This window comes from Streptomyces sp. NPDC033216 (assembly GCF_055577115.1).
Map to the genome: position 1 here is coordinate 163,693 of NZ_JBVIQK010000013.1, position 19,582 is coordinate 183,274.

General features: G+C 71.8%; 17 protein-coding genes. 5 read left to right on the forward strand and 12 right to left on the reverse strand.

What is annotated here, in order from left to right:
• Positions 1–83: 83 nt before the first annotated feature.
• Positions 84–287: a hypothetical protein gene (locus ACZ5Y0_RS23770; protein WP_073491170.1), complete on the reverse strand. Its 204-nt coding sequence runs from the start codon at positions 285–287 to the stop codon at positions 84–86.
• A gap of 378 nt (positions 288–665) precedes the next feature.
• Complete coding sequence (locus tag ACZ5Y0_RS23775) at positions 666–947, reverse strand: acylphosphatase (RefSeq protein WP_469130695.1); 282 nt, start codon at positions 945–947, stop codon at positions 666–668.
• A gap of 222 nt (positions 948–1,169) precedes the next feature.
• On the opposite strand from ACZ5Y0_RS23775, the gene ACZ5Y0_RS23780 reads away from it, so the two are divergent.
• A complete protein-coding gene (locus ACZ5Y0_RS23780; protein ID WP_469130696.1) occupies positions 1,170–2,342 on the forward strand; it encodes a CAP domain-containing protein in 1,173 nt (390 codons plus the stop codon).
• 49 nt (positions 2,343–2,391) lie between these two features.
• Here ACZ5Y0_RS23780 and ACZ5Y0_RS23785 read toward each other — a convergent pair whose 3' ends face one another.
• A complete protein-coding gene (locus ACZ5Y0_RS23785) occupies positions 2,392–2,982 on the reverse strand; it encodes a flavodoxin family protein (RefSeq protein ID WP_469130697.1) in 591 nt (196 codons plus the stop codon).
• A gap of 135 nt (positions 2,983–3,117) precedes the next feature.
• On the opposite strand from ACZ5Y0_RS23785, the gene ACZ5Y0_RS23790 reads away from it, so the two are divergent.
• The gene (locus tag ACZ5Y0_RS23790) at positions 3,118–3,519 is read left to right on the forward strand and encodes a winged helix-turn-helix transcriptional regulator (RefSeq protein ID WP_469130698.1); all 402 of its coding nucleotides are present in this window, start codon (positions 3,118–3,120) and stop codon (positions 3,517–3,519) included.
• Here ACZ5Y0_RS23790 and mutM read toward each other — a convergent pair.
• The 8 genes from mutM to ACZ5Y0_RS23830 all read right to left on the reverse strand — a co-directional run bounded on the left by mutM (position 3,492) and on the right by ACZ5Y0_RS23830 (position 11,863).
• Positions 3,492–4,412, reverse strand: a complete 921-nt coding sequence (gene mutM, locus ACZ5Y0_RS23795; RefSeq protein WP_469130699.1) for a bifunctional DNA-formamidopyrimidine glycosylase/DNA-(apurinic or apyrimidinic site) lyase — start codon at positions 4,410–4,412, stop codon at positions 3,492–3,494. The genes ACZ5Y0_RS23790 and mutM overlap by 28 nt on opposite strands.
• A 120-nt stretch (positions 4,413–4,532) precedes the next feature.
• A complete protein-coding gene (gene rnc, locus ACZ5Y0_RS23800) occupies positions 4,533–5,366 on the reverse strand; it encodes a ribonuclease III (protein WP_469130700.1) in 834 nt (277 codons plus the stop codon).
• Positions 5,367–5,373: 7 nt separating this feature from the next.
• On the reverse strand, positions 5,374–5,547 hold the full coding sequence (rpmF, locus tag ACZ5Y0_RS23805; protein WP_007493396.1) for a 50S ribosomal protein L32: 174 nt from the start codon (positions 5,545–5,547) through the stop codon (positions 5,374–5,376).
• 2 nt (positions 5,548–5,549) lie between these two features.
• Positions 5,550–6,203, reverse strand: coding sequence for a YceD family protein (locus ACZ5Y0_RS23810; protein ID WP_469130701.1), 654 nt, complete (start codon positions 6,201–6,203; stop codon positions 5,550–5,552).
• Between the two features lie 155 nt (positions 6,204–6,358).
• Complete coding sequence (locus ACZ5Y0_RS23815) at positions 6,359–7,414, reverse strand: ATP synthase F0 subunit B (protein WP_469130702.1); 1,056 nt, start codon at positions 7,412–7,414, stop codon at positions 6,359–6,361.
• A 122-nt stretch (positions 7,415–7,536) separates the two neighbouring features.
• Positions 7,537–8,016 carry a pantetheine-phosphate adenylyltransferase gene (gene coaD / locus ACZ5Y0_RS23820; protein ID WP_469130733.1) on the reverse strand — a complete coding sequence of 160 codons (480 nt, stop codon included), beginning with the start codon at positions 8,014–8,016 and terminating at the stop codon, positions 7,537–7,539.
• A 26-nt stretch (positions 8,017–8,042) separates the two neighbouring features.
• Positions 8,043–8,630 carry a 16S rRNA (guanine(966)-N(2))-methyltransferase RsmD gene (gene rsmD, locus ACZ5Y0_RS23825; protein WP_469130703.1) on the reverse strand — a complete coding sequence of 196 codons (588 nt, stop codon included), beginning with the start codon at positions 8,628–8,630 and terminating at the stop codon, positions 8,043–8,045.
• Positions 8,631–8,710: 80 nt separating this feature from the next.
• On the reverse strand, positions 8,711–11,863 hold the full coding sequence (locus tag ACZ5Y0_RS23830; RefSeq protein WP_469130734.1) for a helicase-related protein: 3,153 nt from the start codon (positions 11,861–11,863) through the stop codon (positions 8,711–8,713).
• Positions 11,864–12,095: 232 nt separating this feature from the next.
• Between ACZ5Y0_RS23830 and ACZ5Y0_RS23835 the strand changes: the two genes are divergently transcribed.
• Complete coding sequence (locus tag ACZ5Y0_RS23835) at positions 12,096–13,940, forward strand: HSP90 family protein (RefSeq protein ID WP_469130704.1); 1,845 nt, start codon at positions 12,096–12,098, stop codon at positions 13,938–13,940.
• Complete coding sequence (locus ACZ5Y0_RS23840; protein ID WP_469130705.1) at positions 13,937–16,903, forward strand: tetratricopeptide repeat protein; 2,967 nt, start codon at positions 13,937–13,939, stop codon at positions 16,901–16,903. Before ACZ5Y0_RS23835 ends, ACZ5Y0_RS23840 begins: the two co-directional genes overlap by 4 nt.
• 30 nt (positions 16,904–16,933) lie before the next feature.
• Here ACZ5Y0_RS23840 and ACZ5Y0_RS23845 read toward each other — a convergent pair whose 3' ends face one another.
• On the reverse strand, positions 16,934–18,640 hold the full coding sequence (locus tag ACZ5Y0_RS23845; protein ID WP_469130706.1) for a DAK2 domain-containing protein: 1,707 nt from the start codon (positions 18,638–18,640) through the stop codon (positions 16,934–16,936).
• A 255-nt stretch (positions 18,641–18,895) separates the two neighbouring features.
• Between ACZ5Y0_RS23845 and rpmB the strand changes: the two genes are divergently transcribed.
• Complete coding sequence (rpmB, locus tag ACZ5Y0_RS23850) at positions 18,896–19,081, forward strand: 50S ribosomal protein L28 (RefSeq protein ID WP_004924906.1); 186 nt, start codon at positions 18,896–18,898, stop codon at positions 19,079–19,081.
• Positions 19,082–19,582 lie beyond the last annotated feature (501 nt).

Below are 19,582 nucleotides of genomic sequence, written 5' to 3' on the forward strand. Positions count from 1 at the left end.
GCACATTCTGCAGATTTAGCGGTCCGACGCGGTTTCATGAGCCGCCCGACCACTGCGTGTGCTGTTGTGGAGCAGTGCAGCGATCAGGTGAGCGCAGGCTCCGCCTGGTGTGCGTCGATGCTCTCCATGAACCTGTCGTGAGAAGCGGCAGCCGTCAGAGCGTCGTTCTCGGCCTGGATGCGTCCGAGCTCGTTTTCCAGGTCCTGGACTCGCTGCTGGAGCCGTCGCATCTCGGCGAGGAGCCGCGGGTCGGAGCCGCCGACGTAACCGAGAAGCGCCTTTGCCATGATGGATGGTCCTCCACAATGAGTGACCGACCGAAGCGGTGTGGGTCGTGAGGGATTCGCACCCGCGGTGTTGACCGGATCTTGTTTGGTGTTGCCGTTCATCCATGCCAAACAGCTAGGTGCGCGGGGTGCTTTCAGCGTCTCACCAAAATGTTTGACGGTCAACACGATCACGCCCCGTATTGGCGGGCAACCCTGTGCGCGCGGCCTGACACGGCGGCGCTGCGACACCTGCGGGACCCTCGGGGCGTGGCGATCATCCTTGCGTGCGGGGCCTGTCGATGCAAGCGATTCTCGGCAACGACCTGCCGGTTTCTGTTGCGGCCGGGTGCCGGTCGCCGGCCCGTCCGCCTTCGCGCGGCGGCGCCGCGCGCCGGGTCAGCGCACCGCGAAGCCGTCGTAGCCGCCCCGGGGTGTGTCCCATATCTCTGTTACTCCGTCCACGCGTCCGGGCGTGTCGTCGCTCCGCAACCAGTCCAGCAGTCCTTCGCAGCCCGCTCGGGCACCCTCGGCGACCACCTGCACCCGTCCGTCGCCCAAATTGAGAGCAAAACCACTCAGGCCGCCGATCTCCAGCGCCTTCGCCCGCGTGAACCAGCGGAAACCCACGCCCTGGACGTGTCCGCGCACCCAGGCGACCAGCCGTACATCCTCGCTCATGGACGCAACCTAACCAGGCGAAGTCACTCGGGACACTTCCTCCCCCAGCGGCATGCGGTACCGTCCCGACCCAATGAATCTCATATGAAACTCACTCGATCGAGTGAGTCAGGTTGACCATGAGGAGTCACGCGCCGCACCGGCGCCGGTCGACCACGGGGCCCCGCACGCACCAGGAGACGGGGACCCCGCCCGGACCAGTTGGACGAGGAAGGCCAGAACATGGGACGCCACCGACGCTCCGCCGCCGGCCGCGCCACGGCGGCCGGCCACACCGACGGCTCGCACCCGGAAGGCCGCTCGTGGCGGGACGCGTACGGCGGCGACCACCCCACGATGGGCATCGCGCCCTACCTGAACCCGGAGGCGTACGCCGACACGGTCGCCCGGAGCCAGGAGTACCTGTTCGCCCCGGACGACGACCGCACGCGCGCCGCCGACGACACCGCGGTCCTCGCCCCGGACCGCTTCGGGTCCGACCGCTTCGCGTCCGACGGCTTCACGCCGGGCGGCGGATCACCGCACGGCGGCTCGCCGCGCGTCGGTGGCGGCCGGGGCGGCGCGGGCCGCCGTCGCAAGCGGAAGGCCGTGACGCCGGTCAGGACCGGTCTGCTCGGGATGTCCGCGGCGGTCGCTCTCGGCACGGTCGCGGTGGCCACGGGCGTGGTGCCCGGCCTCGACAACTACCAGCTGGGCGGCGGCGCCGGCGACCGGGTCCAGGCCGCCGACTCCCCCACCAACTCGGCCTCCGAGCAGGGCGGCACCTCCGGCTCCGCCGAGACCGACCGCGACCGTACGTCGACCAGCCGCGACGCCGGCCGTTCCACCTCGCCCTCGGCCTCCGCCCCGACCTCGGCCTCCGCCTCGCCCTCCCCGTCGGCCTCGACCGCGTCGCCGAGCGCGTCGGCGACCACCGAGAAGCCGAAGGCCACCCCCACGAAGGAGCCGAAGAGGACCCCGTCCAGGGCGGCCACGAAGGCGCCGGCGAAGTCCCAGGCGCCGGTGGCGGTCTCGGCGGAGGTCCAGGCCGCGGCCGAGGTGTTGCAACTCGTCAACGAGGAGCGCGCCAAGGTCGGCTGTAGTGCCGTCTCCGCGAACAGCTCGCTCGCCGATCTCGCCCAGAGGTTCAGCGAGGACATGGCGGCCCGCGGCTTCTTCGACCACACCGACCCGGACGGTGCGACCCCGTGGGACCGCGCCGGCAAGGCCGGCATATCCGACCTCGGCGGCGAGAACATAGCCCGCGGCCAGGCCGACGCGGCGGCGGTGATGGAGGCCTGGATGAACAGCCCCGGTCACCGCGCCAACATTCTGAACTGCGACTTCAAGACCCTGGGCGTCGGAGTGCACCTCGGTTCCGGCGGTCCGTGGTGGACGCAGGACTTCGGCTACTAGCAGTGGTGCCCGGCGCCGGGATCCGGCGGCCTGATACGGACGAAGGTCCCTAGGCGGCCAAGGCGGCGCGGCCCGCGGCGAGGATCTTCGCGGTCTCCGTGACCCGGCGGCCCAGGTGATCCGCCGTGGCGATGTCCGCCTTGTGGACGGCGTCGGGACCCTCGTCGACGTTGGTCTGGGCGGCCGCGCCGAGGAAGACGCCGAGGCGGTTGAGGTCGGTCTCGGAGCCCGTGCTGCTGTTCCAGCCGGGGAGGAGGCCCAGGTTGACCCAGTGCATGCCGAGCTGTGCGGCCAGGATCTGGAAGAACTGCAAAGTGTGCAGCTTGTCGCCGCTCTTGGAACCGGAGTTGGTGAAGCCCGCGGCCAGCTTGTCCTTCCAGTCCTGGGTGGCCCAGCGGGCGGAGGTCGCCTCGGCGAAGGTGTGGAAGGCGGCCGACGCGGTGCCCATGTAGGTGGGCGAGCCGAACACGATCGCGTCCGACCGGTCGAGCACCGCCCACTGCTCCTCGGTGATCTCGTCGACCTTGATCAGGTGCACCTCGGCACCGGCCTGCACGGCGCCGGAGCGGACTGCCTCCGCGATGACGGCGGTGTGGCCGTAGCCGGAGTGGTAGGCGATGGAGACAACGGGGGTGGTCACGTGCGTACTCCTCAGGACAGGAAAGGGGAGTCGACGAAAGCGGGTAAGCAGCTCATCGCCGATGACGAAAGGAAAGCACTAACCAAGGGTTAGTGCAACCTGCCGGTTAGCGCTGCGTTCGAGTACGCTTGAGTCATGACCGGCATTCAGGAGCGCACCCCGGAGCAGGATCTCCCGTACAACGTGTTCGCCAAGGCCTGTCCCTCGCGCGGCACGCTGGAGCATGTGACGGGACGCTGGGGCGCTCTCACCCTGGGAGCCCTGCACCAGGGTTCGCTGCGCTTCAACGAACTGCGCCGGCGCATCGACGGCGTCAGCGAGAAGATGCTCTCCCAGACGCTGCACGCCCTGGAGCGTGACGGCCTGGTGCACCGCGAGGCACAGCCGACCAACCCGCCCCGCGTGGACTACGAACTGACCCCCCTCGGCCACGAGGTCGCCGAGCGGCTCCTCGGCCTGATCCACCTGGTGGAGGGACGGATGGACGAGGTGCTGGCCTCCCGCGGGCGCTACGACGAGACGCGCGGCGGCCTCTGACACTTCGGGCAGAAGTAGCTGGACCGGTTCATCCAGGGACGTCGGCGCATCGGTGTGCCGCAGCGCCTGCACGGCAGCCCCTCACGTCCGTAGGCGTCCAGTGACCGGTCGAAATAGCCCGACTCGCCGTTGACGTTGACGTACAGGCTGTCGAAGCTGGTGCCGCCGACGGCGAGGGCCGCGTTCATCACGTCCCGGATGTGGCCGAGCAGTTCGAGGGTGCGCGGGCGGGTGAAGCCGGCCGTGGGGCGGTCGTAGTGGAGGCGGGAGCGCCAGAGCGCCTCGTCGGCGTAGATGTTGCCGACGCCGCTGATCAGCGACTGGTCGAGCAGGGCTCGTTTGACCGTGCTGCGCTTGCGCCGAAGGGCCTGGTGGAAGGCCTCGTCGTCGAACAGCGGGTCGAGGGGGTCGCGGGCGATGTGCGCGATGACGTCGGGCAGCCCGTCGGGGGTGGTGTCGTGCAGCGACAGGCCGCCGAAGGTGCGCTGGTCGACGAAGCGCAGCTCGGTGGCGCCGGCAGCGAGTGGGTCGCCTCCCGTCGGAGCCGAGCCGAGCGTGGGGGAGGCCGGAGTCAGCGCGTCGGCGAAGCGGACCCGGATGCGCAGATGCTTCTCGTCGGGTGCCCCCTGCGGTCGCACCAGGAGCTGACCGCTCATGCCGAGGTGCGCCAGGATCGCCTGCGGGGTGTCCTCCAGCGGCAGCCACAGATACTTGCCGCGGCGGCTCGGGGCACCGATCCGGTGGCCCTCGAGGCGGTGCGTGAAGTCGTCGGCGCCGGCCACATGTCGTCGTACGGCACGCGGGTGCAGCACTTCGGCCTCGGCGACCGTGCGATGGGCGACCCACCGCTCCAGGCCGCGCCGGACGACCTCGACCTCGGGCAACTCGGGCATGAGGACCCGTCACTCCCTCTGGGTACGGCCCGAGCGCCCGCCCCTGTGGCGGGGCGGGCGCTCGGTGCACGTGGTGCTGTCACTCCTGCGTGGCAGTCCTGGCGGGTGGGGCCAGTACTGTCACGCGGAGGCGGATTCCTGCTCCGCGGGGCCGTCCGCGGGCACGACGGCCCGAGCCGAGGCCCGCGCTTCAGCCTGGGCGCGCTCGTCCGCCGCGGTCCGGATGGACCGCCACGCGGACTCGGCGGCCTGCTGCTCCGCCTCCTTCTTGCTGCGGCCGGTGCCGGTGCCGTACGAGACGCCTCCGACGCGGGCGGCAGCAGTGAAGGTCTTCTCGTGATCGGGGCCGGTCTCCGTGACCAGGTACTCGGGCACACCGAGCCCTTCGGTCGCGGTCAGCTCCTGGAGACTGGTCTTCCAGTCCAGGCCCGCTCCGAGGTTAGAGGACTTCTCGATCAGCGGGTCGAACAGGCGGTGCACCAGTTCGGAGGCCGCGTCGAGGCCCTGGTCGAGATAGACCGCGCCGATCACCGCTTCAAGGGTGTCGGCGAGGATGGACGCCTTGTCCCGGCCGCCCGTGCCCTCTTCGCCCCGGCCGAGCCGGATGAAGGAGCCCAGGTCGAGGCCACGACCGACCTCCGCCAGCGCACGCGAGTTGACCACCGCGGCCCGCAACTTGGCCAGTTGGCCTTCGGGCAGGTCGGGGTGGGTGCGGTACAGCGTGTCCGTGACGACGAGGCCGAGCACGGAGTCCCCGAGGAACTCCAGCCGCTCGTTCGTCGGCAGGCCGCCGTTCTCGTATGCGTAGGAACGGTGGGTCAGCGCACGCACCAGAAGGGCGGACTCGAGCTGATAGCCGAGCCGCCCTTCCAGAAGCGTGTGGGACGAGGCCGTGTTGTCCGCCTTTTTCTTGGCGACTGAATCCGCCTTGGCGTCAGACATGGAGCCTCTCACCGGCCGCTCAGACCTCGAGGACCTGGCGCTTGTTGTAGGTGCCGCAAGACGGGCACGCGATGTGCTGCAGCTTGGGCTCGTGGCAGCGCTCGCACGCAACCAGGGTGGGGACCGCAGCCTTCCACTGCGACCGGCGGTGGCGCGTGTTGCTGCGCGACATCTTCCGCTTCGGAACAGCCACGGCTACTTCTCCTGCTTCTCGTTGGCGCGCGCCGATCGAGGCGCTTCGCCACTCATCTCGTCCTTCTCGCCGTCTTCGAGTGAACCGGCGAGTCCCTGCAGTGCCGCCCAACGGATGTCGACGGCGTCATGGTGGTGGTCCGGGTCGTCCGCAAGGCGTGCTCCGCACTCGGCACACAATCCTGGGCAGTCGTCCTGGCACACCGGCTGCATCGGCAGTGCGAGCACCACCGCATCACGCAGCACAGGCTCGAGGTCGAACAAGCCGTCCTCGAGAAAGAGCCTGTCCTCGTCTTCCTCGGCGTCGTCGGCCGGCTCCGCCTTCACGCGGCCCCGGTCGTCGGCGTCAGGGTACGAGAACATCTCCTGGAAATCCGCTTCGAGCTCCAGCTCGACCGGCTCCAGACACCTTACGCACTCCCCCTCGGCCTGTGCACGGGCGGTGCCTGTGACAAGCACTCCGTCCATGACCGACTCGAGTCGCAGTTCCAGCTTCACCGGGGCACCTTCCGGCACTCCGATGACCCCCTGGATCCCGAGATCCGCGGGGGCTTCGATCTCACGGGACAGGCGCTGCAGCGCGCCAGGACGCCGCCCCAGCTCGTGTGTGTCGAACACGAGAGGGTTGCGGTGGTCGAGGCGGGCGTTCAGGGCCATTCCTGCTTTCGATCTTCCGTGCTGAGGGGGCCGCCGCCCTCAGGTGTTGCGGGCAGCAGCGATCGCGGACCTACACGCGACCGAAGAGCCAGGATACTGGAGCATTGCCTCACAGCCCAATCCGGTGTCCGCGACCCCGCTGCGGACCGCGGCTCCTACAGGCCGCGGCCCTGTTCGTAGGCGCGCAGTTGCTCGGCACTGATCATGCCTGTGTCGAACAGACTGGTCTCGTCGAGGGCGTACTCCTGCTGCTCCTGCTGGGGCGCCTGGGGCTGCTGCTGGACGGCCTGCTGCGGGTCGTACGGCGCCTGCTGGGTGTCGTAGCCCTGGTAGGGGGCGTACGGATCGGCCTGCTGGTAGCCGTAGGCGTCCTGCTGCCGGTCGTAGCCCTGCTGCTGGTAGCCGTACGGGTCCGCTTGCTGCTGGTAGGCATAGGCCTCCTGCGGCTGCTCGTACGAGCGCTGCGGGGGCTGCTCGGCCGCGGTCTCCTGCTCCGTGAGGGCGGCGAGGTCGGCGAGGTAGTCGGCGTCGGAGGAGTGCTGGAAGGTCGTGTCGTCGTCGGCGAGGGCGCCGAGGTCGTCGCTGGCGATCCGGCCGTGCAACTTCTGCCGGCCGCGGCCCACGGCGTCCAGGGTTTTGGCCAGGACCGCCTCGAAGGCGCCCAGCTTGACGTCGACGTAGGCGTCGGCGTCGCGGCGCAGGGTCTCGGGGTCGTGGCTGCGCTGGGGGGCGTCCTCGTCCTCGTGGCCCCGCTCGTCCACGCCCGGCCCGGTTCCGAGGAGCTTCTCGCGGCCGCGGCCGACGGAACCGAGGGTCTTGGTGAGGACGACCTCGAAGTTGGCGAGCTTGGAGTCGACGTAGTCGTCGGCCTCGGCGCGGATGTCCTCGGCCTCCTTGCGAGCCTCGGCGAGGATGCGGTCGGCCTCGGCCTGGGAGCGGCGGGCGATCTCGGTGTCGGAGATCAGGGAGCCGCGCTCGGCGTGCGCGGTGGAGATGATCCGCTCGGCCTCCTGGCGGGCCTGCTCGACCATCTGCTCGCGTCCGCCGATCAGCTCGCGGGCCTGGGCGAGGGAGTCGGGCAGGGCCGCGCGCACCTCTTCGAGCATGGCGAGCAGTTCCGCGCGGTTGACCACGCACGAGGCCGACATCGGCATCGACCGGGCACTGGAGACCGTGGTGACGATCTCGTCGAGCTTCTTCTGCACGTCCACCGGTTGCTCGCCACTTCCTGCTGCTGTGTTGGAGACGGACGCAACGACTGTACGGCCATGAGGTGTCCGCCGGACACCGAGTGACGGGACGTCAGGTTCCCGGTCCTCGCGCAGGTGTTCAGTCAGTCCTTGCGCAGGCGCTCGGTGAGTGCTTCGAGGACGGGCGGCGGGACCAGGTGGGACACGTCGCCACCCCAGGTCGCGACCTCCTTGACCAGGGAGGACGACAGGAAGCTGTAGGTGGGGTTGGTGGGGACGAACAGCGTCTCGACACCGGAGAGGCCGTTGTTCATCTGGGCCATCTGCAACTCGTAGTCGAAGTCGCTGACCGCGCGCAGGCCCTTGACGATGGCCGGGATCTCGCGCTGCTTGCAGAAGTCGACGAGGAGGCCGTGGAAGGCCTCGACACGGACGTTTCCGTACTCGGCGGTCACCTGGCGGATCAGGTCGATCCGCTCGTCGATCTCGAACAGGCCCTTCTTGGACTTGTTGATCATCACCGCGACGTAGACCTCGTCGTACAGACGGGAGGCGCGGGAAATGATGTCGAGATGTCCGTTGGTGATCGGGTCGAACGACCCGGGACAGACGGCGCGGCGCACTTGAGATCCCTCGCTCTCCGGTCCGGTCATCGTGCGTCTTCGCACGTAGAGGCGGCGCGACCGTACCAAAACGTTCCCTCGCCGTAGCGACGGGACCGGATCGCTTCGAAGCCGTCCGGCCAGTCGAAGACGCCGCCTCTGGTGCTGCGCTCCACGGTGACGAGGGCTTCCTCCGCGAGCCACCCCTCCGAGCGGAGTGTGAGCAGGATCTCCCGAAGATCGTCGTCCGTGACGGCGTACGGGGGGTCGAGGAAGACGAGGTCGTACGGCTCGGCCGGCGGCGTCTGGACGATCTGCCGGGCCTTGCCGGCCCGGACCTCCGCGCCGGGCAGGCCGAGGGTCCTCACGTTCTCCCGGATCGTGCGGGCCGCTCGGGCGTCGGCCTCGACGAGCAGGGTGTGGCCCGCGCCGCGGGAGAGGGCCTCCAGCCCTACGGCGCCGGAGCCGGCGTACAGGTCGAGGACGCGTTCGCCGTCGAGGGGGGCGCCGCCCAGCAAGGACTGCCAGGTGGAGAAGAGAGCCTCGCGTGCGCGGTCGGAAGTGGGGCGGGTGCCGGTCCCTGGCGGGACGGCCAGGCGACGTCCGCCGGCCTTGCCGGCGATCACGCGGGTCATCTTCGGTCCTAGGTTGTGAGCGTGTTTGGGTTCATTGTGGCTGGTCGCGCGGTTCCCCGCGCCTCCGAGGTCGATCCGGCTCAGCCCTTTTCCAGGTACTGCTCCCGCTCCGCGTCCAGGAGGGCGTCCAGGGCTGTGCGCAGGCCCGGGTAGGCGGCCAGCTCCGGGTCGGAGGCGACCACCTGTGCCGCCTCCTGCCTCGCCTCGGCGATGACCTCCTCGTCCTCGATGACGGCGAGGACGCGCAGGCTGGAGCGGGCCCCGGACTGGGCCTGGCCCAGGACATCGCCCTCGCGGCGCTGTTCGAGGTCGATGCGGGACAGCTCGAAGCCGTCGAGCGTGGTGGCGACCGCGTGGAGGCGCTGGCGGGCCGGGCTGGCCTCGGGCATCTCGGTGACGAGGAGACAGAGTCCGGGGGCCGAGCCGCGGCCGACCCGCCCGCGCAGCTGGTGCAGCTGGGAGACGCCGAAGCGATCGGCATCCATGATCACCATCGCGGTGGCGTTCGGCACGTTGACCCCGACCTCGATGACGGTCGTGGCCACGAGGACGTCGGTGTCGCCGGCGGCGAAGCGCCGCATGACGGCGTCCTTGTCGTCGGGAGGCATACGGCCGTGCAGCACCTCGACCTCGAGCCCCTGGAGCGGGCCCTTGGCGAGCTGGTCGGCCACCTCCAGGACGGCGAGCGGCGGGCGCTTCTCGGCCTCGTCCTCCGGGGTCTTCTTCCTGGCCTTGCCGGGGGCGTCCTCCTCGTCGCCGATGCGGGGACAGACCACGTACGCCTGATGGCCGGCCTCGACCTCCTCGCGGACCCGCTCCCAGGCGCGGGCCAGGAAGTGCGGTTTGTCGGCGGCGGGGACGACATGGCTGGCGATGGGGGAACGTCCGGCCGGGAGCTCGTCCAGGACGGAGGTCTCCAGGTCGCCGAAGACCGTCATGGCGACCGTGCGCGGGATGGGCGTGGCGGTCATGACGAGCAGGTGCGGAGGCTGCTTGCCCTTGCCGCGCAGGGCGTCCCGCTGCTCGACGCCGAACCGGTGCTGTTCGTCGACCACGACCAGCCCCAGATCGTGGAACTGCACCTTGTCCTCGATCAGCGCGTGGGTGCCGATGACGATGCCGGCCTCGCCGGTGACGAGGTCGAGCAGAGCCTGGCGCCGTCCCGCGGCCCCCATCGAGCCGGTGAGGAGCACGACCTTGGTGGCGTTCTCGACTCCGCCGAGCATCCCGCCCTCGGCCAGCTCCCCCATCATCTCCACCACGGAGCGGTGGTGCTGCTGGGCGAGGACCTCGGTGGGCGCGAGCATGGCGGCCTGCCCGCCGGCGTCGACGACGGCGAGCATGGCGCGCAGGGCCACCATGGTGTTGTGCGTGACCGTGAAGTTGTCGGTGACGTAGGCCCGGCTCGGGTGAGCGACGCTGATGCACTTCACCGGCTTGCGTCCGACGTACTCGACGGCGCGGATCCCGCGTCGGAAGGTGTCGTCCTTCGGACGCGGGCGTACGCGGTTCGCCTTGCGGGTCAGCCGGAACGGTGGGTGGTGCTCGGGCAGGGACACCGAGACGTCGAAGGCGGCTCGCGTCGGCAGGACCCTCGCTCGGCCGCCCAGTGAGCGCACGATCCATGCGACGTCGTCCGCGAGCCTTTCCGACGCCGAGCGGAGGGAGACGCTCATGCCATCGGGGTGGACGGTGCCGTCCGTGTCCAGCAGCCCTTGCAGCAGGGCGAGACGGTTCTTGACCGAGGTGTTCTTGAACTCGTCCGGGACGAACTTGGCGTGCGAGGTCCGGTCCCACAGGTGCAGCTCACGCAGGGCCTGGATCACGGGATTCCGCGCGCCCGCGGCCCGCGTCGTCAGCTCGATCGTGCAGTCGCGGCCAGAGCCCTCCACGGGCACCGGTCGGCACTCGGGGGCCACGGCCGCCGTCACGGCATCGCGGAGCTCGGGGTCGATCGCGGACAGCCGGAGGTCGTGGCGGAACGAGCCGTCCCCCAGCAGCAGGCCGAGCAGGTAGGGATCCAGTGGCAGTCCCGAGTCGTCGCCGAGGTCGACCGGTGTCGCCGCCGGGATGCACCACTTGGAGGATCCGTCGGGCGTGAACGTGTCCAGGCGGATCTCGCGGGTCGTCATGACCTTGGCAGCTTGTCCATGATGCCGGCCGTGGCTCGTACCGACGATCCAGAGGTGTTCGTCGTCGCATTCGACGGAGCTGCCGTCGCACAGAACGAGGCGCCAGACGTCTCGCTCCCCTTGTGGGAACACACCGTCGATCACCGCGATCTCGCCGTCCGGCACGACGATCTCGTCGCCCACCTCCATATCCCCCATGCGGCGGAAACCGGCGGGCGTGAGCACGAGTGAGTCGAGTGGCTGGGCCTTGCCCGAGCCGACCTCCCCCTGGAGCAGGCGGTGCATCGGGTGGTTCGTCGCCAGGTCGTCGAAGATCTCCTTCGAGACCTTCCGCTGGCCCTCGGTGAGGGTGAAGGGGAGGCGGTCGTCGAAGGCGGACAGCAGGCCATCCGGGGCGGGCTCGCGGGGGACGGCCGGGAGTTGGGCGTCCGCGTGGCGGCGGCGGGCCAGGGCGACCTGGAGGACGAAGGCCTCGTCCCACTTCAGGCGGGCGCGGGCGTCGTCGACATCGGCCTTGGTGTGCGGGCGGTGGATCTTGAGGAGGGCTTCGGGGAGGGCGAGCAGGCCGCGCCCCTCGCGCAGGGAGTCCGGGAGCGGGTCGACGGCTTCCAGGGCACTGGGCAGGACCGTCTGGATCGCCTTGCCGATCTTCCAGGACTCGAGCTTGGCGGTGGCCGGATAGATCGGGATGAGGGCTCCGGCCCAGGTCTCGACGGTTTCGTCGGTGTCGCCGCGCAGCAGTTCGTACGCCGGATGGGCCAGCTGGAGGCGACGGTTGAAGAGGGACACCTTGCCGGAGAACATCGCGCGGGTGCCCGGCAGGAGTTCCTTGTGGGGCTTGTGCACGCCGTTGCCGAAGAAGACCAGCTGGAGGCGGCCGCTGCCGTCCGTGATGGTGACCTCGAGCCGCTGGCCCTTGCCGCGGGGGGCCTTGGACGAGGCGAAGGTGTGCAGACGGGCGTCGGCGACCTGGGCGACCACGGTGACGTGCTCGTCCATCGGGAGGTCGGCGAGGTGCGTGAGCTGGCCACGCTCCTCGTATCTGCGCGGGTAATGGTGCAGGAGGTCGCCGACGGTGTGCAGGCCGAGGTGCTCGGCCATCACCTTCGCGGTCGGTGGGCCAAGCACCTTTTTGAGCGGTTCTTCGAGCGCGGGCACGGATCCATTGCACACCACCCCACTGACATCGCCGTATACGTGTCCCGAAACCCCTGGTCAGGTGGGTCGTTCGGGCTCTAGGATGACGCGCTCCGGCCATCCCCCGCGGTCACCGCCCCACCGGGACCGCCCGACCCCGCGCCGTCGACCCTCCCCAAGCCACGGCGCAGCAGCGATGGACTCCCAGACCTCACCGTCATCCCAGGCATCCCCGTCACCTCACACCTTCCAGGTCGACCTGCGCGGTCTCGTGGACCTGCTGTCCCACCACCTCTACTCCAGTCCCAGGGTCTATCTGCGCGAGCTGCTCCAGAACGCCGTGGACGCCATCACCGCCCGGCGGGCGGAGGAGCCCGGAGCCCCGGCACGGGTGCGGCTGTTCGCCGTGGACGGGGAGCTGCGGGTGGAGGACTCCGGTGTCGGACTCACCGAGTCCGACGTGCACAGCCTGCTGGCCACCATCGGACGCAGCTCCAAGCGGGCGGACGGGCTCCAGGAGGCCCGCTCCGACTTCCTCGGGCAGTTCGGCATCGGACTGCTGGCCTGCTTCGTGGTCGCCGAGCGCATCCGGGTGGTCAGCCGCAGTTCCCGTACGCCCGGTGCGCCCCCGGTGGAGTGGACGGCCCGCGACGACGGTTCGTACACCGTGCGGACGCTGCCCCACGAGGAGCGCCCCGAGCCGGGCACGACCGTGCACCTGGTGGCGCGGGCCGGTGCCGCGGAGTGGCTCACCGAGCAGCGGGTTCTTCAGCTGGCGCGCGACTTCGGCTCGCTGCTGCCGTACGACGTCAAGGTAGGCGGGGAGGCGGTCACCGATCTGCCGGCGCCCTGGGACCGGCCGTACGCCTCACCCGCGAACCGGCGGGTGGCGCTGGCCCGGCACTGTCACGAGCTGTTCGGGTTCACGCCGTTGGACTCGATCGAGCTGAACGTGCCGCTCGCGGGGATCCGCGGAGTGGCGTACGTGCTGCCGGCCGCGGTCAGTCCGGCCCAGCGGGCGGGTCACCGCGTGCACCTCAAGGGCATGTTGCTGACGGAACGGGCCGAACAGCTGTTGCCCGACTGGGCGTTCTTCGTGCGCTGTGTCCTGGACACCGACAGTCTGCGGCCCACGGCCTCGCGCGAGTCGCTGTACGAGGACGAGACGCTCGCGGCCGTACGGGAGGCGCTGGGCGAGCGGATACGGGCGTGGCTGACGGGGCTGGCCGCCGGGGATCCGGGGCGGCTGGCGGCGTTCCTCGCCGTGCACCACCTGGGGGTGAAGTCCCTGGCGCGGCACGACGCGGAGATGCTGCGGACGATGCTGCCGTGGCTGCCGTTCGAGACGACGGACGGGCGGCTGTCGCTGGAGGAGTTCGCGCAGCGGCATCCGGTGGTGCACTTCACGCGGACCGTGGAGGAGTACCGGCAGGTCGCGCCGATCGCGTCCGCGCAGGGTGTCGGTGTGATCAACGGCGGTTACACGTACGACACGGAGCTGGTGGAGGCGCTGCCGTCGGTGCGGCCGGGCACGGTGGTCGCCGAGCTGGACGCGGACACCGTGACCGCGCACCTGGACGCCGTGGACGCGGCTGAGGAGCTGGCGCTGTCGGGTTTCCTGGCGGCCGCGCGGGCGAAGCTCGATCCACTGGGCTGTGACGTCGTCCTGCGCTCCTTCCACCCGCTGTCGGTGCCCGCGCTGCACCTGGACGACCGGGCGGCCCGGCACGAGCAGGCTCGGGCGGACGCCGAGTCGCAGGCCGACGACCTGTGGGCGGGCATCCTGGGCTCGCTGCGCGGCAGCGCCCCGCGCGCGCGTCTGGTGCTCAATCACCTCAACCCGCTGATCCGGCGGATCAGTTCCCTGCGGGACGCCGAGCTGATCGGCACCGCCACGGAGTCGCTGTACGGGCAGGCGCTGCTGATGGCGCAGCGGCCGCTGCGGCCGGCGGACTCCGCGCTCCTGAACCGGGCGTTCATCGGCCTGCTGGAGTGGGCCACGCACGGGGAAGCCACACCTGAGGAGGACGGCCGGCGATGACCGCGATCACGGACTTCGACTCCCTGCGCCGGGCGATGGCGGACAACGGCGAGCAGCCGGAGGGCCCGGCCCGCAACGCGCGCGCGGAGCTGCTGCTCGCCGAGGCCGAGAAGCTGAACATCCCGCTGGCCGTGATCGAGGCGCTCGGACACCAGCTGAAGGTCTACAACTACAGCTCCGAGAAGGACAAGATGTTCGTCCCGTTCGCGCGCCTGCTGCGCATGTGGGACGAACGGCCCGAGGACTTCGACGCGCACGAGACGCACGCGCTGCACTGGGTGTTCAAGTGGATGTCGGCCGGCATGCTCGACCAGCCGCACGTTCCGCTGGCGTCGGTGGAGAAGTGGCTCGGCGAGATGGAGCACCGGTACCGGCTCGCCGGGCACTCCGAGCGGGCCGTGCGCAGCGCCGAGTTCAGTGTGGCCGCGCATGTCGGGGACGAGGAACGGGCCGAGCGGGCGTTCGCCGCCTGGCTGGCCGCGGACCGCGACAGCATGGCCGACTGTCACGCGTGCGAGCTGCACGGCCAGGGCTGGTGGCGGGCGGAGCGGGGCCGGGACGCCGAGGCCCTGGAGCTGTGGGCGCCCGTGCTGGAGGGGTCGTACACGTGCGCGCACGAGCCGCACACCGTGCTCGCGTCGTCCTTGCTGCCGCTGCTGCGACTGGGCCGCCCGGAGGAGGCGCGCGCCCATCACCTGCGCGGCTTCCGGCTGGTGCGGGCCATGGAGAGCATGCGGGGCGCCTACGCCGACCATGTGGAGTTCTGCGCGCTGACCGGCAACGAGGCGCGGGGCCTGGAGCTGCTCGCGGAGCGCCCGGCGTACTTCACGGACGAGGGGCAGCCGCGCAGCAAGCTCGACTTCCTGAGCGTGGTCGTGCTGCTCATGGAGCGGCTGTCCGCGCTGGGCCTGGGCGGGCAGCGGGTGCCCGGGCCGGCCGGGCGGGCCTGGACGGCGGCGGACCTCGCGGTCCACGCGCGCGGGGAGGCGCTCGCGCTGGCCGCGCGCTTCGACGAGCGCAACGGCACGTCGCACATCAGTGAGCGGGCCCGCGCGCGGATGGTGCGGGAGCCGCTGGTGGAGCGGCTGCCGCTGGGCGTGCGCGCGGTGCGGCCGGCGGCCCCCGCGGTCGCTCCCCCGGCTGCGGCAACGGCCGCGGCGGAGGCGGACGCGCCGGATCTGCCCGCGCTGCTCGCGCGGGCGCGGCGGCTGTCGGACACGTTGCAGCCGCATGCCGTGGAGGCGTGGGCGGCCGTGGCGGCGGCCGCGGAGGGGGCCGAGCTGGGCCCGCGCGACCGCGCGGAGATCGCGGACCACCGGGCGATGGGGCTGGGTCCGGAGGGTGCCGAAACGTTCGAGCTGGCGGCCGGCCTGTACGCGGAGGCGGGCGACCCCGGTGAGGCTCTGGCGGCACGCACGCGCGCGGCCTACGTCCGCGCCCTCACCGGAGAGATCGACGAGGCGCTCACCGAGGTCGCCGAGCCGTACGACCGGGTTCTCGCGCTGTACGCCGAGGGCGGCACGGAGGTGCGGCAGGCGGCGGGCGTCCTCATGGGCCGCGCGCGGATACTGATGCGGCGCATCCACGAGGCCGACGGGCCCGTCGCCGAGCAGGTGCTCACGGAGGCCGAGGCGGCCGTACGGGAGCTGCTCGCGCTCGTCGAGGGGCGGGCCGGGGACGACGTACGGCTCGTCGCGCGGGTCGCCGAGGGCCACGCGATGCTGGCGGAGCTGACGGTCAGGTCGGGGGACACCGAGGGGGGCGCGGAGCTGTTCGCGCGGGCCGCCGGGGAGTTCGTCGGGGCGGGGCTGCCCTGGTTCGCCGTGGAGTACGAGGCCAGGCTGGCCGCTCTCGCTCATCACCTGGGCGACATGGTGGGGGCGGAGCGGGCGTTGCGGGCGGCTCTGGAGCACGGTGGCGGTCATCTGGAGCCGGTGGGCCGCGCGCAGCTGCACCTCCAGCTCGCCGAGGTCGTCGCGGGCCGGGAACAGGTGGAGGAGGCCGCCGAGCACGCCCTGGAGGCGGCGCACTGGGCGGACGAGGCGGGCGAGGGCCCGACGTTCGGCGCGTGGGCGCGGCACCAGCTGGGCGGGTTCCTGGTGCGGCGGGGCCGGTGGGCGGAGGCCGCGGAGGTGCTGGAGTCGGCGCTGGCGGACCTGACCGCGCAGACGCATGGCGACGGGGCGGTCGTCCAGACGCAATGGTGGCTCGGCGACTGCCTGAGCGAGCTGGGCGAGCACCGGGCCGCCGCCGAACGCCGGTTGCAGGCCGCCGAGATCGCCCGGCACTGGCCCGAACAGCACGACCACGCGACGCTCGCGCACCTGGCCGCCGAGTCCCTCGGCCAGGCCGGGCTGCACGCCGACGCGGACCGGGCGTACGCGCGCGCGGGCGAGCTGTGGCGCTCTCTGGGCAATGTCCACGGGCTGGTGCGGTCCTTGCGCGCGCGGGCGTGGCTCGCGTTGCGCACCGAGGACGGCACGGACGCGGCGCGGCAGCTGATGGCGGGCGCCGTCGAGGAGTGCGCCGACGCGCTGGAGGTCGCGGACGACGAGGAGACGCGCCTGCGGCTGGTCTTCGAACTCGGTCACAGCCACCGTCAGTTCGGCGACCTCCTGGCCCGCTCGGCCGCCGAGGACGCCGACGACGACTCGATCCGTTCCGCCATGGAGGAGGCGCTGTCCCAGATGTCGGAGGCGGTCGCGGTGTTCGTCTCCCTCGGGGACGCCGCCCTGCCGCCGCGCACCGGCGCCGAGCTGGCCGCGGGCTGGCTGGAGGCCGACCTGGGCCGTCCCGCGGAGGCGGCCGCACGCGCGCGTGCGGTGCTCGGGGCGTACGCGGACGCGGAGACCGACCCCGACTTCGAGGGCGGGGACGAGGGGACCGCGCGGGCGCGGCGGGCGGAGGCGGAGCAGCTGCTCCAGGCGGCGCAGGAGACGGCCGCGGGGCAGGAGGAGCGCTGACGGGCGGCGCTCACCGCGTCCGGCCGCTCGTCACTCCACGCCGATCAGCAGCAGCGCGCCTTGCCGTCCCCCGTGGTACACCACCGTGTCGACGGCGAGGTACGCCTGCCGCACCCGCGCCTCCAGGCGTTCGGCGACGTCTTCGGGAGCCTGGTCGCCGAGGACGAGGGTGACGAGTTCGCCGCCTGCCGCCAGCATGCGGTCCAGGACGGTCTCGGCGGTGGCGGTGACGTCGGCGCCGATGACGGCCACGTCGCCGTCGACGAGGCCGAGGACGTCACCGGCCTGGCAGATGCCGGCCATGGTCCACGACTGGTGTTCGGCGACGGTGACCTCGGCGTAGCGGGTGGCGCCGGCCGCCGAGGTCATCGAGACGACGTCCTCGTCGAAGCGGCGGTCCGGTTGGTGCACGGCCAGCGCGGCGATCCCCTGGACCGCGGAACGGGTCGGGATGAGGGCCACCCGGATGCCTTCCGCGCGGGCCTGCTCGGCCGCTGCGGCAGCGGTGTGACGCAGGTCCGCGTCGTTGGGCAGCAGCACGACCTCGCGCGCGTGGGCCCGCCGCACGGCCTGGACCAGCTCGCCGCTGGCGGGCGGCTCTCCGGGGCGCGCGAGCACGGCGGTCGCGCCGGCCTCGGCGTACAGACCGGCCAGTCCCTCGCCGGGTACGACGGCGACGACCGCCCGCTGGACGCGCTCCCGAGGCGGACGCTCGCCCCCGCGCGCGTGCACGTCGTCGGCGCCGAAGTGCGTGATACGGATCCGGTACGGCCGGCCGGCCTCGACGCCCGCCTCCACGGCGGCGCCGGCGTCGTCCACGTGCACATGCACGTTCCACAGCCCGTCGCCGCCGACCACGACGAGCGAGTCCCCCAGCGCGTCGAGCCGCCGCCGCAGCCGGTCGACGGCCACGTCCTCGGCCTCCAGCAGGTAGATCACCTCGAAGGCCGGACCGTCGCTCTCGGTGTCGTCGTCCGCACAGGAGTCCGCACGTGTGCGGACCACGGTGACCTCGGCGTCCGCCGGGACGCCCACCCGCCCGCCGAAGGAGTCGCGGCCACGCCCCTCGAAGACCGGCGTCTCCCCCGTGAACGTCTCCACCAGCGCGGCGAGCACCGCCACCAGCCCCCGCCCGCCCGCGTCCACCACCCCGGCACGCTCCAGGACGGCCAGCTGCCCCGGCGTCGCGGCGAGCGCCGCGCACGCACCCCGGTAGGCGGCCTTCGCGACCGTCCCACAGTCCCCCTCGGCCCCCGCGGCCGCGTCGGCGGCGGCCGAGGCGACCGACAGGACCGTGCCCTCGACCGGGTGGGCCACGGCCAGGCGGGCGGAGTCGGCGGCCCGCCGCAGCGCCAGGCGCAGTCCCGCCGCGTCGGTGTGCGGGTCGGCGTCCTCGGCGGCGAGCACCTGGGCCATGCCGCGCAGCAGCTGCGCCAGGATCGTCCCGGAGTTCCCGCGCGCGCCGATGAGCGCTCCGTGCGCCATCGCGCGCGCGGCGTCGGCCAGTGAGGGGGCGCCGGGCGCGGAGCCGGCCGCGTGACCGGTGAACACCGCCTCGACGGCGGTCGCGGCGGACTCCACGGTCAGGTACAGGTTGGTTCCGGTGTCCCCGTCGGCGACCGGGTACACGTTGATCGCGTCGATCTCCTCACGTGCGCGGCCCAGCGCCCGGAGCGCGAGACCACACCAGGTGCGGACCGCGAGAGCATCGAAGAATGTCTGCGGCACCTGCGGCACCTGGGCCTCCCTGAGCTGCTGGACTGGGACGCAGCGTAGACCGTGGACGGGTGTCCGCCGGTAGAGGGCAGGGGCCGGACCCCTGGGCAGCCATGGTAGTTTCGTTGTACTGGCGCAGCCGTTGTATGCTGCTCCGGTTGCCCGATCCCATCGGGCCATCCCCCTGGCAGCGCCACTCAGGTCTCTGATCCCACGATCTTGATCCCGGCATGCCGGGATCAACCGTACGTGCATCTGAAGTCTTTGGAGTGACCCGTGGCTGCCAACTGCGACGTCTGCGGCAAGGGGCCGGGCTTCGGCAACAACATCTCGCACTCGCACCGCCGTACGCCCCGTCGCTGGAACCCGAACATCCAGCGCGTGCGTACCGTGGTCGGTGGGACGCCGAAGCGCGTGAACGCTTGCACCTCGTGCATCAAGGCCGGCAAGGTCTCGCGCTGACGCACAGCTAAGCGCGCGGCCACTGCTGGTTGCTGCATGAAGCCGGTCCACCTCTGGTGGGCCGGCTTTCTGCCGTACCCACCCGCCGACCGCCCCGGCCTGCCGGCATCCGGCCCATCCGCTTCGCCACTGCGGGCCCCTGGACCCGCGCACGGACGGCGGCACCCCCTCCCCCGGCGACCCCCCGCGCCGCGCTCGCCCTCCCGCTGCTCGGCACCGGGACGGCGTCTCCGTCGACCGCCTCGACCCCCGAGGGTCACCCCGACGCCGGACCGCCGCCTCGCCCCCCGAAGGGCCACCCCGACGCCGGGCAACGTCCCCCTTATCCAGATCCAGGCGGCATCGCCGGCCGGCCCGCCCTCCGAGAACGAGGCGGCGCCTGCCCGCGACGTGATCGACGCCGGGCCGTACGCCTCGACGTCCACCGTTCCGGGCGACTGACGGCACTGGGCCCGCCCGGCGGCGCTCGCGTCGGCGAGCAGTGCGGTAGCCGGAGTCGGT

Bases quoted from the DNA above. Each gene is read 5' to 3' on its own strand.
- ACZ5Y0_RS23840 (WP_469130705.1), top strand. From the start codon at position 13,937: ATGACCGCGATCACGGACTTCGACTCCCTGCGCCGGGCGATGGCGGAC.
- ACZ5Y0_RS23790 (WP_469130698.1), top strand. From the start codon at position 3,118: ATGACCGGCATTCAGGAGCGCACCCCGGAGCAGGATCTCCCGTACAAC.
- ACZ5Y0_RS23830 (WP_469130734.1), bottom strand. From the start codon at position 11,863: ATGGCCGAGCACCTCGGCCTGCACACCGTCGGCGACCTCCTGCACCAT.
- mutM (WP_469130699.1), bottom strand. From the start codon at position 4,412: ATGCCCGAGTTGCCCGAGGTCGAGGTCGTCCGGCGCGGCCTGGAGCGG.
- ACZ5Y0_RS23780 (WP_469130696.1), top strand. From the start codon at position 1,170: ATGGGACGCCACCGACGCTCCGCCGCCGGCCGCGCCACGGCGGCCGGC.
- ACZ5Y0_RS23810 (WP_469130701.1), bottom strand. From the start codon at position 6,203: ATGGCCCTGAACGCCCGCCTCGACCACCGCAACCCTCTCGTGTTCGAC.
- rsmD (WP_469130703.1), bottom strand. From the start codon at position 8,630: ATGACCCGCGTGATCGCCGGCAAGGCCGGCGGACGTCGCCTGGCCGTC.
- ACZ5Y0_RS23770 (WP_073491170.1), bottom strand. From the start codon at position 287: ATGGCAAAGGCGCTTCTCGGTTACGTCGGCGGCTCCGACCCGCGGCTC.
- ACZ5Y0_RS23835 (WP_469130704.1), top strand. From the start codon at position 12,096: ATGGACTCCCAGACCTCACCGTCATCCCAGGCATCCCCGTCACCTCAC.
- ACZ5Y0_RS23775 (WP_469130695.1), bottom strand. From the start codon at position 947: ATGAGCGAGGATGTACGGCTGGTCGCCTGGGTGCGCGGACACGTCCAG.